The organism is Campylobacter sp. 19-13652, from assembly GCF_019702925.1.
GTDB lineage: Bacteria > Campylobacterota > Campylobacteria > Campylobacterales > Campylobacteraceae > Campylobacter_A.
In genome coordinates, this window is record NZ_AP024713.1 from 586,045 (window position 1) to 606,388 (window position 20,344).

Genomic DNA, 20,344 nt, shown 5'->3' on the forward strand with positions numbered 1-20,344 from the left:
TTTTTACCCCAAATTTAATTTGATAAGCCGATTTTGATAAAAGCAAGCAGCGACAATACGCCAAGCACCAAGAAAAATGCGCTTAAATACCACTTTGCCTTTTTAAGCTTTGCGCGGCTCTCTTTTGCGTTTTTGCCTTCAAAAATTCCCCATTTTACGCATACTCTATATAGTCCGATACTGCCGTGAAGCTCGACTGCAAAAAGCAATACCAAATAAAACGCCCACATAAAGTGATTTAACACCCTTGCGCCAGATGCTGTAGCACTTATAGCGTCAGAGTTTGTTATTATGATAATAAGGTGAGCTGAGCCAAGGAAAAACATAATAAAGCCAGTTATTGCTTGTATCCACCACAATGAAGTATCAGTATGCCCCATGCGTCCCATGTGAGCTCTGTATGCCTGCCACTGACGGAAGTTGATAGGAAACTTTCTCATTCCAAGTGCGGCGTGGACGAAAAATACAACCAACACACAGGCGGCTAAGAATGAAGTAACGTAGCTCATCACTGGATTGTCATAGACAAATCTAGCCTCAAGAACGTGAATTACGCTATTGTAAAAATCTGGGCTTATGAGAATCGTCGAAACGAACATCATATGACACCACATAAAAAGCCCCAAAATCACACCTGTACCGCTTTGGATAAGGTCTAATTTAGCTGGCAACTTACTCTTTTTGCGCTCTAAGCTTATGCCCAAAAAGCCCTCAATTTGATTGCTCATCTGCTATCCTTGTAGAGTTTTTTAATAAATTTGCAATGAAAATTATAACTCTAAAAGCTTTAAAAAATATTAATTTATGGGATTAAAGTTTTTTTAATAAAAAGCTGTTTCTAAAATACACACAAATTCCAAAAACAAGCATAGCGATACTTAAAATTTGTCCCATGCTAAGCCCAAATATTATAAATCCAAGCTGTGGGTCTGGCTGCCTAAAGTACTCGCAGAAAAATCGTGCAATAGTGTAAAAAATGGCATAAAGGCTTATGAGTTCGCCGTTAAATTTTTTCCTTTTTCTAAGAAAAAATAGCACAACAAATATTACAAAACCTTCAAAAAATGCCTCGTAAAGCTGACTAGGATGTCTAAGCACCCCATCTACGTTTATAGCCCAAGATACTTCTGTTTGGCGTCCAATTAGCTCTTGATTTAAGAAATTTCCTATCCTGCCAAATGTATAGCCAAGCGGGATAGAAACAGCACATAAATCAAGCAAAATCCAAACACTTACGCCACTTTTTTTGGCGTATGCTAATGTGGCTATTAAAAATCCAAGCACCGCACCATGGTAGCTCATGCCGCTAATTCCAACAAATTCGCCATTTACAAAGGGGTTAAAAATCTGCCAAGGGTGCGTGAGGTAGTAGCTTGCGTGGGTGCTATATATAAGGATATAGCCAAGCCTAGCACCTAGTATTACGCCTATCTCAACCCAAAAAAAGTAGCTATCTAGCTGTGTATTGCTTATGGGAATTTTATCCTTTTTGACAAAGTATTTTGCCGCCATGAGTGCTGTAAGAAGTGCTAAAACATACATTATGCCATACCAGTGCACCTTAAAGCCAAATATGTTAAAAGCTACTGGATTAAAATGCGTATAAATTTCTTGCCAAGCACCCATAGTCCCTCCTAGTTGTAAATCAGGCAGTTTCGCCCAGCGTCTTTTGCTTTATAAAGTAGCTTATCGGCCGCTTTTACCACGTGTGCAAAATCGCCCCCATTGCTGCTATCGCTTAAGCCCATGCTTATGGTGATTTTTACATCGTGGCGAGTTTGCTCGTTTTTACGGCGACGATTTACGACAAATTTCTTATCCTCAATCCTCTGCCTAACCACCTCTAAAAACGGCACGCACTCCTTTTTAAGCCGCCCTGCAAAAACTATGCAAAACTCCTCTCCGCCGTATCTAAAAGCCCGCGCTCCGCCGTCAGTTAGCTTAATCTCAGCCGCTATAAATCTAAGTACCTGATCGCCCACGTGATGACCGTACTCGTCATTAAATTTCTTAAAATGATCGATATCGCACATGCAAACGCTAAATGGCAGACTAAGCGAGCCTGCATACTCATCAAGCGCTCGGCGGCTAGGGATTTGAGTGAGGGTGTCTACATACGCCATTCTATAAGCCTCAACAAGCAAAGCCATGCAAATAACCATAGCTGCTCCGCTTAAGAAAAATATAGCGTACGGCATTAAAATAGGGCTTAAAAACGGCACGTACGCAATTAGCAGGCTAAGCCATAAAAACTGCGAATAAAATCGCTCACCATAGTTTAGCTTATACCAAAGCGTCCCAAGGCAAGCTATGCAAATAATCGCCCCAAGTTGCGATACAGGACCCTTATTCCATGGTAAAAATATCTCACTTGCTGCGAAGTTTGAAAAATTTGAATACCTACCAAGCAGATAAATAATAAGCAAAATAAAAGCCAGCACCAAAGCCCTAGCCAGCCCCTGACGGCTAAATATAAATCTCTCTGGTAGCATGGCAAAAAGAGTAATCACTGGCGCAAGAAGTAGTGCCAAAATAGCATCATAGACGCTTGCGCTGTTTATATCGACGTAGGCTAGCTGGGCTATGACTAAAAATAGCGTGATATAGCCAGCTCGACTTCTTTTAAAATAGACACTAATGCCAAAGCTAAAGGCACACAAAACAAAAGCGATGGTGGGAAATGAGATCCAAGACAAAACTTACCTTTTAAATTTAAAGCGTTGATTATAGCTAAAAATCATAAATTTTTGCATAAATAGGCAGCCCTAGCCACTTTAACCCACTAAAGCTAAAGCCCTTTGCAAAGGTAAAAAACTCTCCAAACTCGCCCTCGCTAAAGCTAGCCTGCCAGACTGCTCCTTGCTCTATAAACTCACGCTCTGGCAGTGGCTCGCCCTTAGCCAAAAAATAGTGCTCAAACCTAGCCAAAAGGCTAAAAGGCGTGTAGAAAATGCACTCACTTTTTTGTGTATATTCGGCTATTGCGCCTGCGGTTTTTGCCTCATCTATGGCTAAATTTACCGCCGATGAGTAAGCCCTTACAAGCCCGCCAACGCCAAGCTTTATCCCGCCAAAATACCGCACAATTACAACGGCTGAGTTTATTAGGCTAGCCCCTCGTAGTGCGTTTAGACTCGGGGCGCCACTGCTACCTTTTGGCTCGCCGTCGTCGCTTTGATTTTCCACTATTTGGGAGTATTTGTTTATTTCTCTGCTAGCCCAGACAAAATGCACCGCTTTTGTGTGTTCTTGTCTTAAATTTAAAAGAGTTTGCTTTAGCTCGCTTGCAGGGATTAAAAATGCGTAAAAAATGGAGTGCTTTATTTCGATTTTAGCAGGAGGCTGGGCTTTATTAATGAGCTTTAGATTTTGCATTTTTGTCCTTATAAAAAGCTAAAATAGTAAGATTTTTTCATAAATTTAAGCAAATAATAGCTAAAATATCCATTATTTATTTTTAAGGATAGTTAATGCTTAAGACCTGCCTTTTCCCAGCTGCTGGCTATGGGACGAGATTTTTACCAGCGACAAAATCCCTGCCAAAAGAGATGCTACCTATACTTACTAAGCCGCTTATTCATTATGGCGTCGATGAGGCGCTTGAGGCCGGCATGGATAGTATGGCGTTTGTTACTGGGCGCGGAAAGAGGGCTTTGGAGGATTATTTTGACATTAGCTACGAGCTGGAGCATCAAATAGCTGGTAGCTCAAAAGAGCCGCTTTTGGCTGAAATTAGGCAGCTTATGAATAAATGCAGCTTTAGCTTTACTAGACAAAACGAGATGAAAGGGCTAGGGCATGCCATATATACGGGTAGGGGGCTAGTAAATGATGAAGCCTTTGGTGTGGTTTTGGCTGATGATTTGTGTATTAATGAGGATGGCGAGGGTGTTCTTTCTCAGATGACTAAAATTTATGAAAAATATAGATGTAGCATAGTCGCTGTCATGGAGGTACCTCGTGAGCAGACCGCAAGCTATGGTGTCATATCAGGCAGAGCGATAGATGATAGTCTTATTATGGTTGATGATATGGTAGAAAAGCCAAACCCAGACGAAGCTCCAAGCAATCTAGCCATAATAGGACGCTATATCCTAACGCCTGATATTTTCTCTATCTTAGAGCGTACTGCACCTGGTAAAAACGGCGAAGTCCAAATCACAGACGCACTAAAAACTCAAGCCTTAGAGGGCATGGTGCTGGCTTTAAAATTTAAAGGTAGGCGGTTTGATTGTGGCTCATTGCACGGATTTGTAGAGGCGACTAATTACTTTTATGAGCGCGAATATGGTAAAGACAACTCTTAAATTTAACACCGCAAAAAGTGAGCATATCGCTGCGTATGCCGCTAGAGTAAATGATGAGTATGAAAAGGGTGAGGTGGGGTATTATCATCTGCCGTCTTTGAGTGCGTCGCTGCTACCTAGCATATCAGAGCTTAATAAAAGCCTAGGAAGCGGGATAGATACGGTGGTACTTGTGGGTGTTGGAGGGAGTGCGCTTGGTGTTAGGGCGATTGAGTTTATGCTCCCTGAGTGCTTAAGCAAAGAGTTAAAAATAATAGATAATCTTGATGAGGTGAGCATAAGAAGTGCGCTTGAAGGCGTAAATTTTAACTCCACGCTTTTTATCATAAGCTCAAAATCAGGCACGACGTTAGAGACTATTACTATTTTTAAATATATTTTGAATAAATTTAAACCAAATAGCCTAAAAGATAATTTTATATTTATAACAGATAAAGGCACTCCGCTTGATGATTTAGCTAGTAAAAACGGCGCTCGTGTGTTTTTTATACCGCATAATGTAGGTGGGCGATTTAGCGTGCTAAGTGCGATAGGGCTTGTGCCTTTGGGGCTTTGTGGAGTGGATATTGCTGGGCTATTAGAGGGTGCTAAGGCGTGCGCTAAACGCTACATAGATGATGGTGATATGAGCCTAATCGCGAAAGCTCACCACTACGCCACACATCGACATGCGCGCATAAACGTGATTTTTAGCTATTCTGATAGGTTTGAGAAATTTAATGAATGGTATGTGCAGCTTTGGGCTGAAAGTCTGGGTAAAAGGCAGGGGCATAAAAGAGTGGGGCTTACGCCTGTAGGGCTTATAGGCAGTAAAGACCAGCATAGCTTTTTGCAGCTTATAATGGACGGTGCAAAGGATAAAAGCGTAACTTTTTTGCGTATTAAAGAGCATATTAAGCATGGGCTAAGTGCGCCTAATGTAAACATTGATGGGCTTAGATTAGAGGATTTGGCTCAGAGTGATTTTGCTGGCAATTTTAGCGTAGGCGAGCTTTTAAATTTACAAGCTGACGCTACTACTATGGCTTTGGTGCAAGAGGGGCTAAGTGTCGATGAAATCGAACTTGATAGGCTTGATGAGTGGCACATAGGCTGGCTTATTTATTATTATGAGCTACTAACCTCTGCTACTGGCATACTTTTAGGCATTAATCCATACGACCAGCCAGCCGTAGAGATAGGAAAGAGGATATTAAGGCTACTTGCGCAAAAAAGAAATCTATCATAGGATTTGTGTTTGATGCTTTGGATGGCTTTTGTATAAATTTAAATACTTTAGATTAGGATTTAAATTTTGTACTCTTTTGTTTTAGGTTAATCTTAAAAATTTATAGGGTTAAAATTAAAGATATTAAAGTATAAAATGGTGCGATTAGCGAGATTTGAACTCGCACACCTACTGGCACTACCCCCTCAAGATAGCGTGTCTACCAATTCCACCATAATCGCAATAGTTTGGGTTAAAAAGCCTCGAAGTCTATCATATCGAGGCTTAAAATATTATTATAGATAAGGGTTAGAGAATAGCACTATAAGAGCGATAACAAGAGCGTAAATAACCTGAGCTTCAATCATCGCAAGTGATATAAACATCGTTGTCATTAGCTTGCCGCCAAGACCTGGATTTCTAGCTGTACCTAGGATTGTAGCTGATGAAGCGTGTCCCATACCGATAGCGCCACCAAGTGCCGCTAGACCTAGACCTACGCCAGCAGCGATAACTGAGTAAGCTTTTAGCATCTCGTTTGCTACTTGCTCGTCAGCGCCAAAAGCAAAGCCACAAAGGGCAAAAAGTAAAAATACAATCTTTTTCATAAAAAGATCCTTGTTTGATAAATTTCTTAGATTAGTTCGGATGTGATCCCTACTTAGAACCTAAGAGTTGGCATAGATTATAACCCTATAAAGCTTTTGTTTGGTTTAAATTTACCCAAAATTTTACTAATTTTAATTGAAAAATAGCAAGTTTAATATCTATTTATTATCTTTATTAAAGATTTTTTTAGGTACGATTGCAAACAATTTTCAAACAGGATAGTAAATGATAGGCGCAAATGATAAATTTAGTAAAATAGGCTTTGTTTTAGCTATGGCTGGTTCTGCTGTGGGGCTTGGAAATGCGTGGAAGTTTCCTACTATGGTGGGGAATAACGGTGGTTCAGCCTTTATAATCCTTTATCTAGCTCTTACTTTTTGCGTGGCTTTTGTTGCGTTTTTGGGCGAGGCTGCGATAGGAAAGCTGGGTGAATCTGATCTGGTGCATTCGCTTTTTAAGCTTGCCCCAAAGCATAAAAAGCAGTGGTCTTTGGCTGGATTTTTCATGATAGGTGCTGTTTTAATCGCAAGCTTTTATATGGTCGTAATAGGCTGGATTTTATATTATATTATTATCTCGTTTGGCTCTTTGCCTGCTGATACGAGCGCGGCTGGAGCGCTATTTGGCGGACTTATAAGTAGTGATATTACAAGCGTTGTGCTGTGTTTTAGTGCTGTATTTTTTGTTGTATTTTACATCGTTTCGCGTGGGATTAAAAATGGCATAGAAAGGCTAAATATATGGATGATGCCGACGCTTTTTGTGCTACTTTTACTTATGCTTTTTTATTCGTTTACCTTTGGGGAGGGATTTTTAAAGGCGGCTCAGTTTTTATTTGTGCCTAATTTTAGTAAAATTAGCGGAGAGCTTGTGCTTCAGGCTTTGGGGCTTGCGTTTTTCTCGCTATCTATGGGTGTAGGGGCTGTGCCTACATATGCGGCTAGTCTACCTGATGGGACAAATTTAATCAAATCAACCCTATCTATAATATTTATAAATATCTTCATAGGGCTTATGATGGGGCTTGTTGTATTTACGTTTATCTTTGCCTATGGTGCAGATACTGCGCAATCTGGCCCTGGGCTTATTTTTGTTAGCCTTACGACGCTATTTGCAAAGCTAGGAATTGTAGGTAATATCCTAGCTATTTGCTTTTTTGTATCGCTGCTTTTTGCTGGCATTACTTCAGCTATTTCTATGATTGAGCCATTTGCTTTTTATTTGATAAATCAGTTTAAATTTACCCGTGCAAAAGCTCTGGTTTTAATAGGAATTTTTACCTATATTTTAGGCATTTTTTCAGCCCTTAGCTTTTATGCTCCAACGGCTGATAGCTTTAGCCTGTTTGGCAAATCGGTCTTTGATGCGCTTGATTATCTTACTTCAAACATCATGATGCCAGTTGGCGCTATTATATTTAGCTTTTTTGTGGGCTTTGTGCTAAATAAAGAGGCACTTAATATACTGCTTGGGCGCTTTATGGGCAGGGCGTTTTTTGAGCTTTGGTACTTTGCTATCCGCTATGTTGTACCTGTTGCGATATGTGCTATTGGAATTTATCAGATAGTTGGCTAAGATGAATGATAAATTTTCTCGTTTAGGTTTTATCCTTTCTATTGTTGGGGCTGCGATTGGGCTTGGAAACGCGTGGAAGTTTCCATATATGACTGGTGCAAACGGCGGCTCGGCTTTTGTGCTTATTTACCTAGTTTTTACTATTTTAGTGGGGCTTAGTATATTTTTTGCTGAGCTTGCTATGGGAAAGCTAAGCGGAGGCGACGTGGTGAGCGCTTTTTACTCGCTTGCGCCAAAGCATAAAAAGCTATGGAGCAAGGCTGGGTTTATGATGATTACAGGCGTGCTAGTGGCTAGCTTTTATACGCTTATTATAGGCTGGGTTATTAAATATGCTGTACTTAGTTTTTCTGATTTGCCAATTAATACAGACCTAGCCCAGCAGAGCTTTGTAGGTTTTATCACAAATGACATAAAAGGGCAGATATTTTATTATTCTATAGCGTTTTTTAGCTACTTTTTTATACTTGCTAAGGGGATAAAATCGGGTATTGAGAGGCTAAATTTATGGCTTATGCCGATACTTTTTGTGCTTCTTATGCTTATGCTTGGTTATTCGGCTAGCATGTCTGGCTTTTCCGCTGCCCTTGAGTTTTTATTAAGTCCTGATTTTAGCAAGGTTACTGGCGAGACTATATTTATGGCTTTGGGACTTGCGTTTTTTACTATGTGTGTAGGTATTGGCGCTATTATCACATATTCAGCCAGCCTAAATGACAGCACAAATCTCTTTACTTCCTCTTTATACGTGGTGGCTTTAAATTTAATCATAAGCATAGTAATTGGGCTTATTGTATTTACCTTTGTTTTTGAGTTTGGAGGTGCACCAAATGGAGGTCCTGGACTTGTTTTTATCACTCTACCTACGCTTTTTGCAAGCCTAAAGGTCGGCATTTTAGGCAATGTGCTAAGCTTTGCGTTTTTTAGTGTGCTTATATTTGCAGGGCTTACATCGGCTATTTCTATGGTTGAGCCTTTGATTTTTTATTTTAGCAAAAGTAGGGGCATAAGCCGTATAAGGGCTATTTTTATAGTGGGCGCTATTACTTATATTTTAGGCATGCTGTGTATATTTGGGCAGAGTGCGGATTACTCAGAGGCTTTAAAATTTGCAGGTAAGAGCTTTTTTGATTGGCTTGATTTTATATCGTCCAATATTATGTTGCCAGTTGGTGGTATGATTATCTGCTTTTTTGTGGGCTGGAGCATGCGCTTTGATGAGGTACAGGGGCTTTTAAAGCCGTATATGGGCAGGACTATTTTTGAGTTTTGGTATTTTTGCGTGCGCTTTATAGCTCCAGCTTGCGTTTTGGCTGTGTTTATTAAAGGATTATATAATGAATAGATTTTCAAAATTAGGTTATGTTTTGGCTGTTGCTGGCTCTGCTGTGGGGCTTGGCAATGCATGGAAGTTTCCATATGTCGTGGGTAATAATGGTGGTTCTGCCTTTGTGCTTTTGTATCTTGGAATTTGTCTAGTGGTAGGCATACCTATATTTTTAGGCGAGCTTAGTATAGGTAAACTCTCAGAAAGCGATAGCGTAAACGCCTTTAGTAAACTTACTGATAAATTTAAAGGCTTTTGGAAAGCAGTGGGCTTTACTTCGGTGCTTACTGGATATATTATAGCTTGTTATTATGTTGTAGTTATTGGCTGGGTGCTTTATTATATTTTTATGGCACTTGGGGGATTTGGCGATATTTCTATGGTGGCAAACTCGGCTAGTTTCTCAGAAGCTTTTGATACGTCAAAGGGTGTATTTATCAGCTTTTTAACCCAAAACTGGCTTATGCAAACGCTCTGTTTTTTTGCTGTTTTAGCAGGCTGCGTATTCATAGTTTCAAGAGGCATAATAGGTGGGATTGAGCGGCTTAATACCTATATGATGCCGTCTTTATTTATCCTGCTTTTGGTTATGCTTGCTTACTCAATTAGTGCGAGCAGTGGCGGATTTAGCGAGGCGGCCAGGTTTTTGCTTGTGCCTAATTTTAGCAAAATAAACTTTAACTCGTTTTTAGAAGCCCTTGGGCTTGCATTTTTTACGATGTCGCTAGGTATAGCAGTGATTATTACCTATTCGGCTAGCCTAAATGACAATGCAAATTTTTTACGCTCCACATTTAGCGTAGTTGGTATTAATATCTTGCTTGCTATTATGATGGGGCTTATAATCTTTACTTTTATTTTTGAATTTAACGCCCCACCAGCCCAGGGTCCAGGGCTTGTGTTTATGTCTTTGCCACTTTTATTTGCCAAAATGGGCTCAGTCGTGGGTACGCTTATGGGTGTTGGCTTTTTTGTGGCGTTGCTTTTTGCTGGGGTTACCTCGGCTATTTCTATTATTGAGCCATTTACCTTTTTTCTGGTTAGAAACTACAACATAAGCAGGGCAAAAGCGCTTTGCATACTTGGCGCTGGTATGGTTATTATAGGGCTTGCTAGCCTGCTTTCTAATGTCTCTGGCGTAGGCGAACATTATCAAATTTTTGGTATGGGATTTTTGGATTTTCTTGATTATGTTGCGTCTAAAATTTTAATGCCACTATGTGGTATAGGGGCTGCTATTTTTGTGGGCTTTGTGATAAAGCGTGATGGGCTTGAGCTACTGTTTTTACCACATATGCCAAAGGCTGTTTTTGAAATTTGGTATATCTGTATTAGATTTATCGCTCCAGCTTGCGTTATAGCGGTTATGATTAATGCTTTGTGGCCTAGATAATGCTTAATAAAATAGTTTCATTTTTTGATGTGCTTGTACGTTTTGTACTTTCGTTGTCTATGGCAGCTATGCTTTTGCTTATTTTAGTAGTGCTTTTTAATGTCGTTTCGCGCTATCTCTTTAGTTACTCAAATGTAGGGCTTTCGGAGCTTGAGTGGCACCTTTTTGCTGTTATTTTCCTACTTGGTATGAGCTGTTGCTTGTATGATGATAGCCATGTTAGGGTGGATATTTTTTATGCTAACATAAGCCCTAGGAAAAAGGCTTTAATAAATATCATCTTTACAATTTTATTTGTCATACCGCTTGCACTTTTAATCTCGCAGCTTTCGCTTGATTATGTAGCCGAAGCATATCAGTCTAATGAAGCAAGCGCAGACCCAGGCGGATTAAGCCATAGATTTATCATAAAAGCCCTAATTCCACTATCATTTTACCTGCTGATATTTATAAGTTTTGGCACCCTAGTTAAAAATTTAATATCTTTAAAAAGCGCACAAGAAAGAGGCGACAAATGATAGGTATTGTTATGTTTGGCGCAGCTTTGCTTGCGCTTGGGTTTGGCTACCCTGTGGCTTTTACCTTTGGGGCTGTGGCTATGGTGTTTGGTGGTATCGGCGCGATTAGTGAGGCCTTTGGCGATGGCGGAGGACTGGCAGAGAGTGCTGAAATATTCATAGACATGTTTAAGTTTATGCCGTATCGAATTTATGCCATAATGGAAAATAAAATTCTAATTGCCGTTCCACTTTTTGTCTTTATGGGGGTTATTTTAGAAAAATCAAAGCTAGCTGAGAGACTTCTAACCTCTATGGCATTTTTATTTGGCGGAGTTAGGGGCGGGGTGGCTATTAGTACTGTGCTTGTCGGTGCTCTACTAGCTGCAAGCACTGGCGTAGTGGGTGCTAGCGTGGTGGCTATGGGTATGATAAGCCTACCTGTCATGCTGCGCTACCGATACAATGCCTCACTTGGCTGTGGTACGATATGCGCTTCTGGTACTTTAGGGCAGATTATTCCGCCTTCAATCGTGCTTATTATCTTGGGCGATGTTTTTAATGTCCCAGTAGGAAGCCTCTTTCACGAGGCGCTTGCACCTGGGCTTGTCTTGGTTTTTGCTTATGTGGTTTATATTTTAGTTGTTGGATATTTTAAGCCAGAGTATGCCCCTATAGTGCCAGCAAATGAGCATGAGGCTTATAGCATCCAGCTTTTTAGAGCTATTAGGGCTATTTTGCCTCCGCTTTTGCTTGTGATATTTGTGCTTGGTTCTATATTTGCTGGAGTTGCCACTCCTACTGAAAGCTCGGCTTTAGGCTGCGCTGGAGCTGTTATTTTGTCTGTTTTTTATCGTACTTTTTCATTTTCTATGATTAAGGCTGCGCTTCTTGAGAGCGTGCGTACAACTGCTGTAATCTTTACCATACTCGTTGGCGCTACGGCGTTTTCTTTGGTGTTTAGCTACGGTGGTGGCGAGGATTTAGTAAGTGAGTTTATGACAAATTTACCAGGGCAAAAATGGGGCTTTATTATCTTTGTTATGGTGGCTATTTTCTTGCTTGGATTTTTTATAGATTTTGTGGAGATTTCTTATATTGTCCTGCCGATTGTTGTGCCTATAATTTCAGATTTAGGGATTGAGCCAGTAGCCTTTGCCATACTTATAGCTATGAATTTACAAACTTCGTTTTTAACACCTCCTTTTGGTTTTAGTCTTTTCTTTTTGCGCGGAGTTGCGCCAAAGAGCATTAAGACCGCCGAAATTTATAAAGGTGTGGTACCTTTTATTGTTATACAGTTGGTTGTTTTGGTTGTGTTTACGCTTTATCTTATGTAAAGTGGCGTAAATGCGCCAAAACTAGCTATAAAATAAATAATTTTTAAACTTAATAATTGTAGAATACAAAAATACTTTTGTAAAGGGTTGTCATGGAGATTAATCTAGTGGTCGAAGGGCTTAGATTTATGATTTTAGGTATGTCAAGCGTCTTTATTTTTTTAAGCGTTATGATATTTGTCTTAAAACTTCAAGGTCGGATTTTATCTTCTTTAGGGTTTAATCAAACTTTACACCAACCCCCCAAGCCAACCCCCCAAGCCAACCCAAATCAAAATCAAATAGATAATGACACCATAGCCGCCATTAGCGTTGCTATTAATAAATTTAGGAGCCAAAAGTGATAGCTGATAAATTCTCTCGCATAGGATTTATACTTGCTGTTGCTGGTTCTGCTGTGGGGCTTGGTAATGCGTGGAAGTTCCCTACTATGGTGGGAAATAACGGCGGTTCGGCTTTTATCGCACTTTATTTGCTGCTTACCTTTGCTATCGCTTTTATTGCATTTTTGGCTGAGCTTGCTATCGGACGGCTTGGCGAGACTGACCTTGTTGGCTGCTTTTACAAGCTAGCCCCAAAGCATAAAAGAGCATGGAGCTTAGCTGGATTTTTCTCAATTAGCGCGATTTTAATAGCCAGCTTTTACATGGTAGTTATTGGCTGGCTTGTTTATTATATATTCCTTAGCTTTACAGGATTGCCAGCTACTCCAGAGGCTTCAGGGGCTAGCTTTGAGCGTATTATCAGTGCAGACGCTACAAGCGCGCTTATCTGCTTTAGTTTTGTTTTTGTTATTGTATTTTTTACCGTTTCAAAGGGGATAAAAAGCGGTATTGAGCGACTGAATGTATTTATGATGCCTAGCCTTTTTATCCTGCTTTGCGTGCTTTTTGCTTACTCGCTTAGTATGGGTGGGGGATTTTTAAAAGCGGCTGAGTTTTTATTTGTTCCTGATTTTAGCAAAATCACTCCACACCTTGTTCTTGAGGCTTTGGGACTTGCGTTTTTCTCGCTATCTATGGGTACTGGCACCATCCCTACATACGCCGCTAGCCTTGATGAGAGGACAAATTTAGTCCGTTCGACGCTTTCGATTATTTTTATAAATATCTTAATTGGCATAATGATGGGACTTATTGTCTTTACCTTTATTTTTGATGCCGGCTTTGATAGTACCCAAGGCGGGCCTGGGCTTATATTTGTTAGTCTTGCTCTACTTTTTGCAAAGCTTGGCGTTGTAGGGCAGGTGCTTGCGGTTTGTTTTTTTACTGCGCTACTTTTTGCCGGAGTTACTTCGGCGGTTTCGATGATAGAGCCATTTGCTTTTTATCTTATAAATAAATTTAACATCACTCGTAAAAGCGCACTTTTAATAATAGGCGTTGTTGTTTATGTACTAGGAATTTTTTGCGTATTTAGTTTTTACAAGCCAACTTCAGAGAGCTTTAGCCTATTTGGCAAGCCTATATTTGATATTTTAGACGCACTTACCTCTACACTACTTATGCCCCTTGGTGCGCTTAGCTTTAGTATTTTTGTCGGCTATGTACTTAAAAAGGATACTTTGTGGGGGCTTTTTAGTGGCTTTATGAGTAGGGTTGGTTTTAATGTTTGGTATTTTGCGCTTAGATACATAGTGCCGCTTGGTATAGTGGCTATAATGCTTTATAAATTTAAATCCTAGTGGGAGGGGATAAATGGCTAAAAAATTCATAGACGTGATGGATACCACCTTTAGAGATGGTTTCCAGTCTGTTTTTGGTGCACGTGTGCTTATGCAGGACTTTTTGCCTGCTGTTGAGGCAGCTAAAGAGGCTGGTATCACGCACTTTGAATTTGGCGGTGGAGCGCGATTTCAAAGCCTTTATTTTTATCTAAACGAAGATGCGTTTGATATGATGGATAAAATTAGAGAAGTTGCTGGCAAGGATGCAAATTTACAAACCCTAAGTCGCGGCGTAAATACCGTAATGCTAGATACTGGAAGTCGTGAGCTTATAGATCTGCACGCTAAGCTTTTTAAAAAGCACGGCACAACGACAGTGCGAAATTTTGATGCGCTAAATGACGTAAACAATCTAAAATATAGTGGCGAGCGTATCACAGCACATGGCTTAAAGCATGAGGTTGTAGTTACTATTATGGATTTGCCTCCAGGCTGCGTTGGGGCGCATGATGTGGCTTTTTATGAGCGAATTTTACGCGATATATTAGACGCTGGTATACCTTTTGATAGTGTCTGTTTTAAGGACGCAAGCGGCACAGCAAATCCTCAAAAAGTCTACGAGAGTATAAAAATGGCTCGTAGGTTACTCCCTGAAGGCACACATTTAAGACTTCACACCCATGAGACAGCTGGCGTGTCTGTAGCCTGCTATTTGGCTGCGCTTGAGGCTGGGGTTGATGGTATAGATCTAGCCGCACACCCAGTTAGTGGAGGGACTAGCCAGCCTGATATTCTTACTATGCTTCATGCGCTTAAAGGCAAGGATTATGATTTAGGCTTAGATGCTGAGAAAATTTTAAAATACGAGGACGTTTTGGCTGATTGCTTAAAAGATTACTTCCTCCCACCAGAAGCTACGCAGGTAAGCCCTATCATACCATTTAGCCCTATGCCAGGAGGGGCTCTTACGGCAAATACGCAAATGATGCGAGATAATGGTATAATGGATAAATTCCCAGCCGTCATAAAAGCTATGCGCGAAGTCGTCGAAAAGGGCGGCTTTGGCACCTCTGTTACGCCTGTTAGCCAGTTTTATTTTCAGCAGGCGTTTAATAATGTGATGTTTGGTAAGTGGGCAAAAATCGCCGATGGCTACGGCAAAATGGTGCTTGGATACTTCGGACGCACCCCAGTCGCTCCAGATTTAGAGATAGTAAAGCTAGCTAGCCAGCAGCTAGGGCTTGAGCCTACTAGCAAAGACGCCATGGATTTAGCTGATTTAGACCCTAAAAAATCAATAGCACATTTTAAGGCTATATTAGAGGATGAGGGTTTGCCACAAACTGATGAAAATATCTTTATAGCGGCTGCTTGCAAAGAAAAGGGTATATCGTTTTTAAAAGGGCAGGCAAAGGTAAATGTACGTAAAATTTCAACCAAACCTAAAGAGCCAGCCAGCCAGCCTGAGCCAAGCCAATCTATGGCTAAAAGCGCAAAATATAGCATAGTTGTAAATGGCAACCGTTACAATGTTGAGGTTGCCGAAGGTTTTGATGCGTCTATTACCTCTATTGCACCAGCCAGCCAGCCAGCCTCTGCGCCTAGTGCGAATGCTCAAGCTGCTGCGGGGACTGCTTCATCTGATGATGTGGCTGTAAATTCTAGTCTACCTGGCAATGTGTATAAAATTTTATTAAAACAGGGAGATAGCGTAAAAAAGGGCGAAGCTATCGTGGTATTAGAGGCTATGAAAATGGAGATAGAAGTCGCTGCACCAGTTGATGGCGTCATATCCAGCATAGATGTATCGGTTGGCGAATCGGTGCAAAATGATCAATTATTAGCGAGGATAAGACCTTGAAGCGCTTTATTATAGCCTTGCTGGCGTTAAATTTATTTGCTGGATTTTTGATAGCTTGCGATAATCCCACATGTTTTAGTGATGATGCAGATGAGCCTAAGAGCATTAGCGTAAGCACTCAAAATCACAGCCAAAGTGCGAATTTAAACCAAACCGAAGACCTATCTAAAAAGCAGTACCACAGCAAGAGCATGGCTGAGCTTTTTGATAGCTTTTATCGTACGACCGGGATTTATGCACTGTTTAACCCACGCTCTGGTGCGCTTGATGCAAACGGGCATGTGATGAGTGAGTTTAACCAAAGTTGGGGCAGAGTGATTATGTTTGGGGTTTGCTTTTTGCTCTTTTATCTAGCGATTAAAAGGGGCTTTGAGCCGCTTTTACTTTTGCCTATCGGTTTTGGTGGGCTTTTGGCAAATATCCCTATCGCAGAAATTGCAGGACCAAATGGCTTTTTAGGCATTATTTATAATAGCGGCATTACAAACGGGCTTTTTCCGCTTATTATTTTTATGGGTGTTGGAGCTATGACTGATTTTGGGCCTTTGCTCGCAAATCCAAAAACAGCTCTGCTCGGTGGTGCGGCGCAGTTTGGAATTTTTGCCACGCTTATAGGTGCGCTTGCCCTATCTCAGTATACAAGTATTTTTAGCTTCTCCCTCCAAGATGCCGCAGCTATCGGCATAATAGGCGGAGCAGATGGGCCAACGGCTATATTTTTAGCAAGCCGCCTTGCGCCTGATTTGCTGGGTGCTATTGCGGTGGCAGCTTATTCGTATATGGCGCTAGTGCCGATTATTCAGCCTCCTATTATGAGGGCACTTACTACAAAGGCAGAACGCCAGATAAAAATGGTGCAACTTCGCACAGTAAGCAAGGCGGAAAAGATACTATTTCCTATTACTATCCTTATGCTTTGTGCGCTTTTTTTACCTGATGCGACGCCGCTTATGGGTGCGCTTGCTTTTGGTAATTTAGTGCGTGAAAGTGGCGTAGTAGCAAGACTTAGCGATACAATGCAAAATGCGCTTATAAATATAGTAACGATATTTTTAGGGCTTGCTGTTGGCTCAAAGCTAGCGGCTGAAAAGTTTTTAGTGCCAAATACCCTTGCTATTTTGCTTTTGGGGCTTATTGCCTTTTCTATCGGTACTGCGGCTGGGGTTTTAATGGCAAAGATTATGAATAAGCTTAGCAAACATAAGATAAATCCGCTAATTGGTGCAGCTGGTGTGTCTGCTGTACCTATGGCTGCGCGCGTGGTGAATAAAGAAGGTGTTAAGGAAGATTGCACTAATATTTTGCTTATGCACGCAATGGGGCCAAATGTGGCTGGAGTGATAGGCTCTGCTATCGCTGCTGGCGTGCTTTTATCGATATTTAAATAAGGAAAATTTATGATAAACGATATTGAAAAGCTTGGGCTTGAAAATACAAAACAGATTTTTCATAATCTAAGCTACGATGAGCTAAAGACCCATGAGATAGAAAATGGCGAGGGGCGACTAAGCGAAAATGGTACCTTTGTAGTAGATACTGGTGTTTTTACAGGCAGAAGCCCAAAGGATAAGTATTTTGTCAAGCAAGCTCCAAGTGATAAATTTATAGCATGGGGAAAGATAAATCAGCCAATCACCGAGGAGCTATTTGAGAAGCTTTTAAAAAAGGCTAAAGCGCAATTAAGCGGCAAGGACATCTATGTCCAAGACGCATTTTGCGGAGCTAGTAAATCTAGCAGAAAATCGGTGCGCTTTGTTACTGAAGTGGCATGGCAGGCGCACTTTGTTAAGAATATGTTTATCCGCCCAACCAAGGCAGAGTTAGAGCAGTTTCACCCAGATTTTGTCGTTTATAATGCTTGCAAAACAAATAATGAAAATTATAAAGAGGATGGATTAAATTCTGAGGTTTTTGTCATATTTAATATAGAAAAAAATGTCGCAGTCATCGGCGGTACGTGGTATGGCGGTGAGATGAAAAAGGGCATATTTTCTATGATGAACTACTGGCTGCCACTTGAGGGTAAGATGAGTATGCACTGTAGTGCAAATGTCGGTAAAGACGGTGATGTGGCGCTATTTTTTGGGCTTTCTGGCACTGGTAAAACTACACTATCAACTGACGCTGCGCGCGCACTTATTGGCGATGATGAGCATGGCTGGGATGATCATGGCGTATTTAATTTTGAAGGCGGATGCTACGCTAAATGTATAAATCTTGACCCAAATAGCGAGCCTGAAATTTACGCTGCTATCCGCCCAAACGCTCTGCTTGAAAACGTTGTGCTAGATGAAAATGGCGTGGTTGATTATAAAGACGCAAGCAAAACGGAAAACACAAGGGTAAGCTATCCTATCGAGCATATCGCAAATCACGAGCCAAGCTTGAGTGCAGGGCATCCTAAAAATATCATATTCCTTACCGCTGATGCTTTTGGCGTATTGCCACCAGTGGCAAAGCTGACTAAAGAGCAGGCTATGTATTATTTCCTAAGCGGCTACACCGCCAAAGTCGCTGGTACAGAGCGTGGTATCACGGAGCCTGTGGCGACCTTTTCAGCATGCTTTGGCGAGCCTTTTATGCCACTTCATCCTACCATTTACGCCAAGCTTTTGGGTGAGAAAATCGACAAACACGGAGTAAACGTCTATCTAGTAAATACTGGCTGGAGTGGCGGTGCGTATGGCGTGGGTAAGCGAATGAGTATAAAAGCGACTCGTGCTTGTATAAATGCCATACTTGACGGCAGTATCACTAAGTGCGAGTTTGAAAACTTTGATAAATTTAATCTAGCCATACCAAAAGCGCTTGATGGCGTGGAGACTTCGCTATTAAATCCTATAAACACATGGGCGTCGCGTGATGAGTATATAGTAGCAAGAGATAAGCTAGCTGTTATGTTTGATGAAAATTTTAAGCGCTACTCTGATGTGCCAGCTGGCGTTGAATTTGCAAAGGCTGGACCTAGCATATAATTTTTAAAGGCGGATTTAATAAGGCTCACTTTATAATCCGCTAACCCTGAGGGCTTTAGCTTTAAAGCCCTTTTTAAATTTTATGAGCTTATGGCAAACACAGAGCCTTATGTTTATAGATTTGTATTAAATTTATACTTGTATTTCTTTGTAAGTTTAAAAGACAATCCATGCGCCACGTTATTAGTGGACTTATTAATCGCTTGTATCATTCTGCGACACTCACTCATATTTAGTCTGATTTTGCTTGTTTTAAATAAACTGCGACTTTGCCTTGTTTTGCAAGATAATTCCATTTTGCTTATATATTTATCATCCTTCCATCGTAAGATGATAAGTTCGCTAATCTCCGGTTTGCTTCATGCCTTATCTAGAAGGCTTTGTCTTAAATTTGGCTTTACAAGCTTCAATTAGCCATACAGTTGTTTACATACACTCCTATGTTGTTAGCAAAAGCATGGCTTCAATGAAAACGAAGTTTTACAAAACAAGGCAAAGCCGCAGTTTCTTTAAAACAAGCGTATGCGATTGGCGTAGTCGATGTTTATTCAAAACAAGGCAAAGTACAGTTTGTTAAAATAAGGTATATTCGTGGTTTTTAAATAAATTTTTATTTAAAAGAAGCTTGGTTTTCCATGCCACTTTGTAGCGCAAACCCACCCAGTCTAGACAAAGCTTGGCAAAACTGGATGTAAGTTAGTATATCAAGCGACACAGAATAGTTGGATTATTAGGTTTTTCTTGCCGATACTTCCTAGATTTTTATATTTAAAAAGCTCTTTAAAAGAATAGTATTATTTTAAATTGTAAAAATTTAAACCGTAACACAAGTTTAATAATAATTAGTATTATTACTATTGCTTTGCAGTGTTATCAAAATTTTTAGCACTTTTGTACAGTGGATTAGCGCAAAAATTGATGCTAACCTACTTTGTATACATGACTAGGGCTTGCCTTTAAATTTACAAAGCAATGCTATTGTTTAAAAGAGCCATTTAAAAATAGTATCGAAATTATTTTACTTTATGATGTTGGTAATTCTAAAAACTACTTGTTGTTGGGATTGTAATGCGGTTTAAATTTGTGATTAAAAATTTATTTTATAGGTTTTAAAATATAAAATAGGGTAGTGGCTTAAATTTTTTATTAGTTATAAAAGCCAAGAATAAATTTAAAATAAAGGTCATTTTTTCATAGTAAAATTTGATATTTTTAGCCCTCGTTTATAAATTTATGCTAAATTTAAGGTATATTTTTATATAATCTCAACTTCAATTCAAATGGGTTCATAGCTCAGTTGGTTAGAGCATCCGGCTCATAACCGGATGGTCCCAGGTTCGAGTCCTGGTGAACCCACCACAACATATATTCTCTCCATTTTTTAAAAAAATTATTTGTTGTAAATATTTTAAAAACTCCTAAAAATGATATTTCGAGCCTTTTGAGTTTTTTATTCTTTGTACTTCATTATTGTTCTTGCATATAGATAAAATTAAAATTGGGGTATAAAGTTTAGTCTTTAATACTCAAATTATAGCTTTAAAGTGCAAAATTGGAAATTAATTTAAAAAGTTACATTGGGTGGCG

16 protein-coding genes, 2 tRNA genes and 1 pseudogene are annotated in these 20,344 nt (G+C 40.1%); 13 read left to right on the plus strand and 6 right to left on the minus strand.

The window, feature by feature from the left end; genetic code table 11:
• Positions 1–17: 17 nt before the first annotated feature.
• The 4 genes and pseudogenes from LBC_RS02800 to LBC_RS02815 form a co-directional block, all read right to left on the minus strand.
• Positions 18–728, minus strand: a pseudogene (locus LBC_RS02800) (fumarate reductase cytochrome b subunit); the annotation flags it as partial.
• A gap of 82 nt (positions 729–810) precedes the next feature.
• Positions 811–1,626 carry a prolipoprotein diacylglyceryl transferase gene (lgt, locus tag LBC_RS02805; protein WP_221254596.1) on the minus strand — a complete coding sequence of 272 codons (816 nt, stop codon included), beginning with the start codon at positions 1,624–1,626 and terminating at the stop codon, positions 811–813.
• Between the two features lie 8 nt (positions 1,627–1,634).
• A complete protein-coding gene (locus tag LBC_RS02810) occupies positions 1,635–2,696 on the minus strand; it encodes a diguanylate cyclase (RefSeq protein WP_221254597.1) in 1,062 nt (353 codons plus the stop codon).
• A 34-nt stretch (positions 2,697–2,730) separates the two neighbouring features.
• Positions 2,731–3,375 (minus strand): YigZ family protein, encoded by a 645-nt coding sequence (locus LBC_RS02815; RefSeq protein ID WP_221254598.1) that lies wholly within the window; start codon positions 3,373–3,375, stop codon positions 2,731–2,733.
• 95 nt (positions 3,376–3,470) lie between these two features.
• Between LBC_RS02815 and galU the strand changes: the two genes are divergently transcribed.
• Positions 3,471–4,307: a UTP--glucose-1-phosphate uridylyltransferase GalU gene (gene galU / locus LBC_RS02820; protein WP_221254599.1), complete on the plus strand. Its 837-nt coding sequence runs from the start codon at positions 3,471–3,473 to the stop codon at positions 4,305–4,307.
• Positions 4,288–5,535 (plus strand): glucose-6-phosphate isomerase, encoded by a 1,248-nt coding sequence (locus LBC_RS02825; protein ID WP_221254934.1) that lies wholly within the window; start codon positions 4,288–4,290, stop codon positions 5,533–5,535. Before galU ends, LBC_RS02825 begins: the two co-directional genes overlap by 20 nt.
• Before the next feature lie 136 nt (positions 5,536–5,671).
• Here LBC_RS02825 and LBC_RS02830 read toward each other — a convergent pair.
• Positions 5,672–5,756 (minus strand) — tRNA-Leu (locus LBC_RS02830).
• Positions 5,757–5,810: 54 nt separating this feature from the next.
• Positions 5,811–6,122, minus strand: coding sequence for a F0F1 ATP synthase subunit C (locus LBC_RS02835; protein WP_221254600.1), 312 nt, complete (start codon positions 6,120–6,122; stop codon positions 5,811–5,813).
• A 226-nt stretch (positions 6,123–6,348) separates the two neighbouring features.
• On the opposite strand from LBC_RS02835, the gene LBC_RS02840 reads away from it, so the two are divergent.
• The 11 genes from LBC_RS02840 (at position 6,349) to LBC_RS02890 (ending at position 20,116) form a co-directional block, all read left to right on the plus strand.
• Positions 6,349–7,698, plus strand: coding sequence for a sodium-dependent transporter (locus LBC_RS02840; protein WP_221254601.1), 1,350 nt, complete (start codon positions 6,349–6,351; stop codon positions 7,696–7,698).
• A gap of 1 nt (position 7,699) precedes the next feature.
• Entirely contained in the window at positions 7,700–9,043 is a 1,344-nt protein-coding gene (locus tag LBC_RS02845; RefSeq protein ID WP_221254602.1) for a sodium-dependent transporter, read from the plus strand.
• On the plus strand, positions 9,036–10,418 hold the full coding sequence (locus tag LBC_RS02850) for a sodium-dependent transporter (RefSeq protein ID WP_221254603.1): 1,383 nt from the start codon (positions 9,036–9,038) through the stop codon (positions 10,416–10,418). Before LBC_RS02845 ends, LBC_RS02850 begins: the two co-directional genes overlap by 8 nt.
• A complete protein-coding gene (locus tag LBC_RS02855; RefSeq protein ID WP_221254604.1) occupies positions 10,418–10,936 on the plus strand; it encodes a TRAP transporter small permease subunit in 519 nt (172 codons plus the stop codon). Before LBC_RS02850 ends, LBC_RS02855 begins: the two co-directional genes overlap by 1 nt.
• A complete protein-coding gene (locus LBC_RS02860) occupies positions 10,933–12,255 on the plus strand; it encodes a TRAP transporter large permease subunit (protein ID WP_221254605.1) in 1,323 nt (440 codons plus the stop codon). Before LBC_RS02855 ends, LBC_RS02860 begins: the two co-directional genes overlap by 4 nt.
• Positions 12,256–12,347: 92 nt before the next feature.
• Positions 12,348–12,599: an OadG family protein gene (locus tag LBC_RS02865; RefSeq protein WP_221254606.1), complete on the plus strand. Its 252-nt coding sequence runs from the start codon at positions 12,348–12,350 to the stop codon at positions 12,597–12,599.
• Entirely contained in the window at positions 12,599–13,939 is a 1,341-nt protein-coding gene (locus LBC_RS02870) for a sodium-dependent transporter (protein ID WP_221254935.1), read from the plus strand. Before LBC_RS02865 ends, LBC_RS02870 begins: the two co-directional genes overlap by 1 nt.
• 13 nt (positions 13,940–13,952) lie before the next feature.
• Entirely contained in the window at positions 13,953–15,782 is a 1,830-nt protein-coding gene (locus LBC_RS02875; RefSeq protein WP_221254607.1) for a biotin/lipoyl-containing protein, read from the plus strand.
• 104 nt (positions 15,783–15,886) lie between these two features.
• Complete coding sequence (locus LBC_RS02880; RefSeq protein ID WP_260173457.1) at positions 15,887–17,170, plus strand: sodium ion-translocating decarboxylase subunit beta; 1,284 nt, start codon at positions 15,887–15,889, stop codon at positions 17,168–17,170.
• 9 nt (positions 17,171–17,179) lie between these two features.
• A complete protein-coding gene (gene pckA, locus LBC_RS02885) occupies positions 17,180–18,757 on the plus strand; it encodes a phosphoenolpyruvate carboxykinase (ATP) (protein WP_409240985.1) in 1,578 nt (525 codons plus the stop codon).
• A 1,282-nt stretch (positions 18,758–20,039) separates the two neighbouring features.
• Positions 20,040–20,116, plus strand: a tRNA-Ile gene (locus LBC_RS02890).
• Positions 20,117–20,344 lie beyond the last annotated feature (228 nt).